The organism is Ruminococcus sp. CAG:379, from assembly GCF_000434255.1.
Classification (GTDB): domain Bacteria; phylum Bacillota; class Clostridia; order Oscillospirales; family Ruminococcaceae; genus Ruminococcus_F; species Ruminococcus_F champanellensis.
This window is the reverse complement of the sequence record NZ_FR894929.1, coordinates 6,215-12,280: the sequence shown is the minus strand read 5'-3', so window position 1 is coordinate 12,280 and position 6,066 is coordinate 6,215. Positions and strand designations below refer to the sequence as shown.

The window sequence follows — 6,066 nt, the reverse complement described above, 5'->3', positions numbered from 1 at the left end:
TTGTATCCCAGCCGGTACAGCCGGGTCATATTGGTGGTGTGATCGTACAGCTTGGCGTCCACCACAGTGCCTGCCGCACAGTACATGACAAACTCCAGCAGAGCCGGCACCACCGGTTCACAGCCCTCCGACAGCAGGAATTTCTCCAGATCGTTGTTGGCAAGGGGGGAGTACTTCACATAGATCTCGCCTACGATGCCCACCCGGATCTTCTTCACCTTGCTGCGTTCCAGCTTTGCAAAGTCCTCCAGGATCGCCCTGTAGTTCCTGCCGGTGTGCAGATATCCGCCGTTTGCAAAGGATTCCTCCAGCCGTTTCTGCCACTTGGCAAGGCACCGGTCTGTGGCATCCCGTTCCAGCTCATAGGGTTTGCACTGGTTGTACAGGGACATCAGCAGATCCCCGTACAGCACGCCGTACAGCAGCTTCAGGAACATGGGGGGCGTGACCTTGAATGCGGAATCCTTTTCCAGCCCACTGAAATTCAAGGAGATCACCGGCACCTGGGGGAATTCCCGTTCCACCGCCTTTCGCAGCAGGTGGATGTAGTTGGATGCCCGACAGCCGCCGCCGGTCTGGGTAATCAGCAGTGCCACCCGGTTCACATCATATCTGCCGCTTTTCAGCGCCTCCAAAAACTGACCGATGACCAGCAGCGCCGGGTAGCAGGTATCGTTGTGCACGTTCTTTAATCCCTCATCCACCACGGCTCGGCTGGAGGTCTCCAGCAGTTCCATATGATAGCCGTACTGCTCGAACATGCTGATGAACAGCTTGAAGTGTACCGGCAGCATGTTGGGCACCAGAATGGTGTGTGTCTTTTTCATTTCTTCTGTAAATTTTGCAAGCTCTGCCATATCAGGACTTCCTCCTACTGTATCGCACCAGAACTCTTATGTCTGTTCCATGGCGGCAACTAGGCTGCGCAGCCGGATCTTTGCTGCTCCCAGGTTGTTGATCTCGTCTATTTTCAGCTGGGTATAGAATTTCCCCTTCCGCTCCAGGATGGAGCGCACCTCATCGGTGGTGATGGCGTCAATGCCGCAGCCGAAGGATACCAGCTGTACCAGCTGCATATCCGGTTGGGTGGTCACATATTCTGCCGCCCGGTACAGCCGTGCATGATAGGTCCACTGGTTCAGGATCTGCAAATCCTGTACATGTCCCAGATGCGCCACGCAGTCCTCCGTCACCACTGCCATGTCCAGGGAGGTGATGAGCTTGTGGATTCCATGGTTGATCTCCGGGTCGATGTGATAGGGTCTGCCTGCCAGCACGATGATGGGCTTGCCTGCCTCCCGTGCCTGGGCAATGACCCTCTGCCCTTCTGCAATGACCCATTCCCGGTATTGCTTCTGCGCCGCAAAGGCGGCTTCCGTTGCCGCTTTGGTCTGCTTCCGGGTGATGCCGTAGTCTGCCAGGGTCTCCTGCATGACTCTTGCCACGTTTTTCGGTTGATTCAGATCCATATAGGGGAACCGGAAATTCTGCTTGTTGAGCTTTGGATTATTGGCCTTCAGCAGCTCCGGGTAATATGCCACAACCGGACAGTTGTAGTGATTGTCATTTTCCCCTTCGTCAATATTATAGCTCATGCAGGGGTAGAAAATAAAATCCACCTTCTGCTCCAGCAGGCTTTCGATATGTCCGTGAGTCAGCTTTGCCGGATAGCAGATGGTATCCGACGCAATGGTATGCTGCCCCTTGTAGTATACGTTTCTGTCGCTTTCCTCCGACCGTACCGTTTCAAATCCCAGGGCGTTGAAAAAGGCGTGCCAGAAGGGCATCTGCTCATAGAAGGACAGTGCCATGGGCAGCCCCACCCTTGCCTTGGGATGCGCCGGCTTAGGATCGTTGGTGTGCAGGATCCGGTCGTATTTGATCGTCATCATGCTGGGCAGGGAGGTACCCTTTGCCTTGCCTGCGCCCTTTTCGCACCGGTTGCCGGAAATGTAGGTATGTCCGTCGGAGAAGCGCACGATGCTCAGGCTGCAATGGGCGGTACAGCCCTTGCAGGCTGCCGCCCTGGTGGTGTAGCTGAACTGTGCCAGCGCCTCCGGAGAGATCAGCGTGCTCTCCGCTTTCTGATGCTCCATGGCATACAGGGCGGCGCCGAATGCCCCCATCAGTCCGGAAATGGCAGGCCGGATCACGTTTCTGCCCAGCTCCTGCTCAAAGGAGCGCAATACTGCATCGTTCAGGAAGGTTCCCCCCTGCACCACGATGTTTTGCCCCAGTTCCTCCACGGACTTTGCCCGGATCACCTTGTAAATGGCGTTCTTGATGATGGATGCGGACAGACCGGCGGAAATATCCTCCACCGTTGCCCCATCCTTCTGTGCCTGCTTGACGCTGCTGTTCATGAACACAGTGCACCGGGACCCCAGATCCACCGGATTCCGTGCAAACAGCCCCAACTGGGAAAATTCTGCAATATCGTATCCCATTGCCTGGGCAAAGCTCTGGATAAAGGAGCCGCAGCCGGAGGAGCATGCCTCGTTGAGCATGATGCTGTCAATGGTGTGATTCTTGATCTTGAAGCATTTGATGTCCTGCCCCCCGATGTCGATGATGAAATCCACATCCGGACAGAAGTAGGATGCCGCCCGGTAGTGGGCGACGGTCTCCACGATGCCGAAATCCATGCCCAGCCCGTCCTTCATCAGCTCTTCACCGTAGCCGGTAACGGCGGATGCCCGGATCCGCATGGCAGGGTTCTTTTCCCGGTAGATCTCCCGGAGCTTTTCGGCGATCTTGTCCAGAGGCTGCCCCTGGTTGGAGGCATAGTGGGAGTACAGCAGCTCTCCCTTGCCGGTGATGAGCACCAGCTTTGTGGTGGTAGAGCCTGCGTCCACTCCCAGGTATGCGTCCCCGGTGTAGGTGTGCAGATCCGCATACTTCAGGTCGTGCTGCTTGTGCCGTTGGATGAAGGCTTCATATTCCGCCCGATCCTCAAACAGCCGTCTGCCGGTCATGCGCTGCTCACCGCCCCGTGCCTTCTGCAGCTTTTCCAGGCAGTCTGACAGGCGCATGGGAGTGCCGCCTTCCTTGGCGAACAGGGCGCAGCCGTATGCCACGAACACCGGCGCCGTTTCCGGGAATACCGCATGGGCATCGTCCAGTCCCAAAGTCTGCACAAACGCCTTTCGGAGTCCCTTCTGGAAGGACAGGGGCCCACCCAGAAACAGCACCTTTCCCTGAATTTGTCTGCCCTGTGCCAGACCGGATACAGTCTGATCCACCACCGCCTGAAAGATGCTGGCGGAGATATCCTCCCGGCGTGCTCCCTGGTTCAGCAGGGGCTGAATGTCGGATTTTGCAAATACGCCGCAGCGGGAGGCAATGGGGTATACCTGCTCCGCCTGCAATGCCAGCCGATCCAGCTCGTCGGCGGTGACACCCAGCAGGGTTGCCATCTGGTCGATGAATGCCCCGGTGCCTCCGGCGCAGGAGCCGTTCATACGCTGCTCCACGCCTCCGGTCAGAAAGATGATCTTGGCATCCTCGCCGCCCAGCTCGATCACCACGTCCGTGTCCGGATATGCTTCCTTCACGGCGATGAATGCCGCATGCACCTCCTGCACAAAGGGCAGGTCTGCATGATTGGCAAGCCCCAGCCCTGCGGAGCCGGTGATGCACAGGGTGAACAGGCTGTCCGGGTACTCCCCGGCAATCTGCTCCAGCTGTTCGGAAACGGTTTCCTTGATCCGGGAATAATGCCGCTGATATCTGGAACGGATGATTTGCTTTGCGTCGTCGATCACGACGGTTTTTACCGTGGTGGAGCCCACGTCGATGCCCAATGAATACTGTGTTTGCATAATTTACCTCACCCGATACGCTCCCCAATGCGTCCGATTTCATTTCCGCTTCTTCAAGCCTGCGAAGAAACAATATAATACTATTATACTACGGATTCCGCAAAAAAGAAAGCCCCGTTTTTAAAAAACCGACATAATATTTTGTGTGGGATCGCCTTTGCGGATATGCTCTGGCTTTGTGCTGCATTGCCCTTGCAATCTGCCGGATAGAATGCTATAATTATATGATGCAATAAGCGGCGGATGCCGCAGAAAAGGAGAGGATCCCTGCCAGGCAGCGGATTTGCAGAGGAATATGAAAAAATGGAGCATTACCAGGCCGGATGAGGCAGCGGCGGGTGCGCTGACGAAGGGCAGTGATCTGGAGCCTTTATGTGCGGCGGTGCTTGCTGCAAGGGGTATCCGCACGGTACAGGCGGCGGCGGATTTCCTTGGCTCGGATGAGCTGTCCGACCCCTTCTTGATCCGGGATATGCAGGAAGCGGCGGAGGTCATCAACGAAGCGGTGGAATCCGGCAAGCCCATCTGTGTGTACGGGGATTACGACTGCGATGGAGTCACCGCCACGGTGATGCTGTACTCTTATCTGGAATGTCTGGGGGCGGATGTGCGGTTTTACATACCCGAGCGCAGCGAGGGCTACGGCATGAACGAAGCCTCCATCCGGCAGCTGGCACAGGAGGGGGTTTCCCTCATTATCACCGTGGACAACGGCATTGCCGCCCTGGCGGAGGCGGAGCTGATCGCCCAGCTGGGCATGACTCTGGTGGTAACGGATCACCATCAGCCGGGAGAATGCCTGCCCCGGGCGGCGGCGGTGGTCAATCCCCATCGGGCGGATTGTCCCAGTCCCTACAAAAACCTGTGCGGCGCAGGGGTTGCCCTGAAGCTGATTGCAGCTCTGGACGGGGGCGGCTACGATATGGCGCTGGAGCAGTTTGGCGACCTTGCCGCCATCGGTACGGTGGCGGATATCGTACCCCTGGATGGGGAAAACCGGTTCCTGGTGCGCCGGGGTCTGGAGTATCTGCAAAACACCGAACGGGAGGGTTTGCTGGCGCTGATCCAGGTGGCAGGTCTGGCAGAAAAGCCCCTGGATGCTCACAGCATCGGTTTTATGCTGGCACCCCGGATCAATGCCGCCGGCAGGTTCGGCTCTCCTACCCTGGCGGTTCGGCTGCTGCTGTGCGATGATCCCCAGGAGGCGGAATCTCTTGCCGCTCAACTGGATCAGCTGAACACGGAGCGGAAGGCTGCGGAAAACGCCATCATGCAGCAGATCGACCAGAAGCTCCGGGAGGAGCCGGCTCTGCTTCACGCCCGGGTGCTTGTACTGGCAGGGGAGGGCTGGCATCCCGGAGTCATCGGCATACTTGCCGCCCGGCTGGTGGAGCGGTTCGGAAAGCCCTGTTTCCTGCTTTCCGTGGAGGGGGGCACTGCGCGTGGCTCCGCCCGTTCCTTCGGGGATTTTTCCGTGTACCAGTGCCTGCATGCCGCATCCGGGGTGCTGACGCACTGGGGGGGACACAAGGGCGCCGGCGGCATGACCCTTTCAGCGGCGGATCTGCCGGAATTTGACCGACTGGTGCAGCAGTATGCCAGGGAGCAGTTCCCGGTTATGCCCGTACCGGAGCTTTCCGCCTTGCTGCTGCCCCCCGCTTTGTATACACCCAAACAGGCGGCAGGGCTGGAGGTGCTTGCGCCCTTCGGTGCGGAGAATCCGGAGCCGCTGTTTGCGGTGGTGGGGGCATCCGTCACTGGGGTGACCTCTACGAAAAACGGGCAGCACAGCCGGATCACCCTCCGGTACGGAGTCGTGAACATCAGCGCATTCTGGTTTTTCTGCAAGCCGGATGCCCTGCCCTTCCGACAGGGGGATGCCTGTGACCTGCTGCTGACCATCCAGGCGGACAGCTGGAACGGCAAGCCCTGTATCCGGGCAAGGATCCGGGACGGTCGGTTGTCCGGCACCAAACAGAGCGCATACTTTGCCGCCCGGGCAAGCTATGAAGCCTACTGGCGGAAGGAGGCACTGCCCAGGGCGTATTACGGCAGGATGCTGCCTGCCCGGCAGGAGCTGATCCGGGTGTACAATGCCATCGGTCAGGAGGACATGCCCTTGGAAGCGCTGTATGCCGCCTGTGCCGGGTCGGATCTGAACTACTGTAAATTTCGCATTTGCTGCGATATTTTCGCAGAGCGGGGATTGATCGCACTGGATCCTGCGGCAGGGACTCTGCGGCGG

3 protein-coding genes are annotated in these 6,066 nt (G+C 58.2%); 1 reads left to right on the top strand and 2 read right to left on the bottom strand.

Annotated elements, in window-relative coordinates; all coding sequences use genetic code 11:
- The coding region (locus QVO51_RS10625; protein ID WP_369677918.1) for a 2-hydroxyglutaryl-CoA dehydratase at positions 1 to 857 on the bottom strand (857 nt) is incomplete at its 3' end.
- Between the two features lie 36 nt (positions 858 to 893).
- The gene (locus tag QVO51_RS10620; RefSeq protein WP_022358377.1) at positions 894 to 3,821 is read right to left on the bottom strand and encodes an acyl-CoA dehydratase activase-related protein; all 2,928 of its coding nucleotides are present in this window, start codon (positions 3,819 to 3,821) and stop codon (positions 894 to 896) included.
- Positions 3,822 to 4,116: 295 nt separating this feature from the next.
- Between QVO51_RS10620 and recJ the strand changes: the two genes are divergently transcribed.
- The coding region (gene recJ / locus QVO51_RS10615) for a single-stranded-DNA-specific exonuclease RecJ (protein WP_288168218.1) at positions 4,117 to 6,066 on the top strand (1,950 nt) is incomplete at its 3' end.

Coding starts and splice junctions, on each gene's coding strand:
- QVO51_RS10620 (WP_022358377.1), bottom strand. CDS start 3,821: ATGCAAACACAGTATTCATTGGGCATCGACGTGGGCTCCACCACGGTA.